2 protein-coding genes are annotated in these 2,480 nt (G+C 70.1%); one reads left to right on the top strand and one right to left on the bottom strand.

All coding sequences use genetic code 11. The features are described from left to right. Window positions 1-70: 70 nt before the first annotated feature. The gene (locus ABZ641_RS33020; RefSeq protein ID WP_344621893.1) at window positions 71-580 is read right to left on the bottom strand and encodes an HNH endonuclease; all 510 of its coding nucleotides are present in this window, start codon (window positions 578-580) and stop codon (window positions 71-73) included. A gap of 248 nt (window positions 581-828) precedes the next feature. Here ABZ641_RS33020 and tyrS point away from each other — a divergent pair, with 248 nt between their 5' ends. Further along, window positions 829-2,094: a tyrosine--tRNA ligase gene (gene tyrS / locus ABZ641_RS33015; RefSeq protein ID WP_344622034.1), complete on the top strand. Its 1,266-nt coding sequence runs from the start codon at window positions 829-831 to the stop codon at window positions 2,092-2,094. Window positions 2,095-2,480 lie beyond the last annotated feature (386 nt).

The following is a 2,480-nucleotide window of genomic DNA, read 5'->3' as shown; positions in this document are numbered from 1 at the left end:
CGTCCCCGGTCTGCGGCCGGCGCCCGTGCGGGCACCGGCCCGTCGGGCAGCGCCGGTCGGGCGCCGACGGTCAGGCGCTGGCTGGCAGCCAGGCGGCGAGCTCGCGCAGCTCACTGCCGCGCAGGCCGAGGGCGAGCATCAGCGTCGCCTCCGGCGTCGGCTCGAACGGCCGCCGCAGCAGCTTCATCCCGGCCTGCTCGGGCGTCCGGTCGGCCTTGCGCTGGTTGTCCTCCGGGCACGCGGCCACGGTGTTCATCCAGCTGTCGGCACCACCGCGCGACTTGGGCACCAGGTGGTCCACGGTGGTCGCCCGGCGGCCGCAGTAGGCGCACTGGTGCTGGTCCCGGACGAGCACGCCCCGCCGCGACCACGGCGCGTGTTGTCGGAAGGGCACCCGCACGTACCGGTTCAGCCTGATCACCCGGGGGACCGGAACGGCCACACCGGTACCGCGCACCATCCCCAGCGGATGGGCGTGCTCCACGACCGCCTTGTCCTGCAGGACGAGCACCACGGCGCGCTTCAGCGACACCGTCGTCAGCGGCTCGTAGCTCGCATTCAGTACCAGCGTGTTGCGCATCGTTCCGGCCACCTCCCCTGTGCGGCCGTGCCGCCAGGCACGACCGTCCCGTCCTCGCCGCACTCGGCGGTGGGTCCACTGTGAACTCGCGTGGCCACCGGCAACAACGGAATTTCCGTCCGCCCCCCGGCCGGGCCGAAATCCGCTGGCCCGATGCGCGTACTCTCTAGAACGCTGGAGTCGTCCAGGCACGGGGCCCACGACGGGCCGCGGACAACGCCGGACGCGACCGAAGGAGAAGCGTGACCGTGACGGACATCGTCGACGAGCTCCGGTGGCGTGGGCTGATCGCCCTGTCCACCGACGAGGACGCACTGCGCAAGGCGTTCGCGGACGGCCCGGTCACGTTCTATTGCGGCTTCGACCCGACGGCGCCCAGCCTGCACCTCGGCAACCTGGTGCAGATCCTCACCATGAAGCGCCTGCAGCTGGCCGGAAACCTGCCCCTCGGGCTGGTCGGCGGGGCCACCGGCCTGATCGGGGACCCCAAGCCGACCGCCGAGCGCGTGCTCAACGACCCCGAGACGGTGGCCGGCTGGGTGGAGCGCCTGCGCGGCCAGATCTCGAGGTTCCTCGACTTCGAGGGCGAGTACGCGGCCCGCATGGTCAACAACCTGGACTGGACGTCCGGCATGTCGGCGATCAGCCTGCTGCGCGACGTGGGCAAGTACTTCCGGGTCAACAACATGATCGCCAAGGAGGCGGTCGCCCGCCGGCTCAACTCCGACGCGGGCATCAGCTACACCGAGTTCAGCTACCAGATCCTCCAGGGCATGGACTTCCTGGAGCTGAACCGCCGCTACGGCTGCGCCCTGCAGACCGGCGGCAGCGACCAGTGGGGCAACCTCACCGCCGGCACGGACCTGATCCGCAAGGCCGAGGGCAAGTCCGTGCACGCGCTGGCCACCCCGCTGATCGTGAAGGCCGACGGCACCAAGTTCGGCAAGACCGAGTCCGGCACGGTCTGGCTCGACCCCGAGCTGACCACCCCGTACGCCTTCTACCAGTTCTGGCTGAACGCGGACGACCGGGACGTCTCGAACTTCCTGCGGATCTTCTCCTTCCGCTCGCGGGAGGAGATCGAGCAGCTGGAGCGGGACACCGCCGAGCGTCCGGCCGCGCGCCTCGCCCAGCGGGCCCTCGCCGAGGAGCTCACCACGATGGTGCACGGCGCCGAGCAGTACGAGCGGGCGGTCGCCGCCTCCAAGGCGCTCTTCGGCCAGGGCGACCTCGCCGACCTGGAGCCAGCCACCCTGGCGGCCGCGCTCGCCGAGGTGCCGAAGGCCACGGTCACCGAGCTCCAGGCGGTCGTCGACCTGCTGGTCGAGACCGGGCTCGCCCCGAGCCGCTCGGGTGCCCGCCGCACCATCAAGGAGGGCGGCGCCTACCTGAACAACGCGAAGGTCGCCGACGAGGAGGCCGTCCCGGCCGCCGAGGACCTGCTGCACGGCCGCTGGCTGGTGCTGCGGCGCGGCAAGCGCAACCTCGCCGCGGTCGAGGTCGCGTCGAACTGACGTCAGGTGGCTTGAACCGCACCGCGGTTGAACTGCCACGACACCCCACAGGGGCCGGATCCAGCCAGATCCGGCCCCGCGTGTTTGACGCTCGCAGTCCGGTGCCCTAACGTTGGACGAGTCGCCGAAACTGGTTGCGAACCGGTAACGGCCCCCTTCCTCCGACGAGTCGACCGTCGCACACCCCTTCGAGAAATCGACCGGGAAATGCGCGCGAAAAACTCTGGTAGAGTTCGGGAGCGCCGAAAGGCGGAAAGCAAATCAGAAAAGCCCCGGTAAAACGGCCGGGCGCGGATCTGATAAGCTGGAAACACGAAAGAGCGAAACGCCCGGAGGGTCCGCTGGAAGGCGGTCCGAAGGAAGTGTCCGTTCCTTGAGAACTCAAC

Origin of the sequence: Kitasatospora sp. NPDC007106, from assembly GCF_040634455.1 — a bacterium.
Lineage (GTDB): Bacteria > Actinomycetota > Actinomycetes > Streptomycetales > Streptomycetaceae > Kitasatospora > Kitasatospora arboriphila.
This window is presented reverse-complemented; position numbering and strand designations above follow the sequence as displayed.

What these genes read in the sequence shown, in the direction of transcription:
- ABZ641_RS33020 (WP_344621893.1), bottom strand. Translation starts at nt 580, where the DNA reads ATGCGCAACACGCTGGTACTGAATGCGAGCTACGAGCCGCTGACGACG.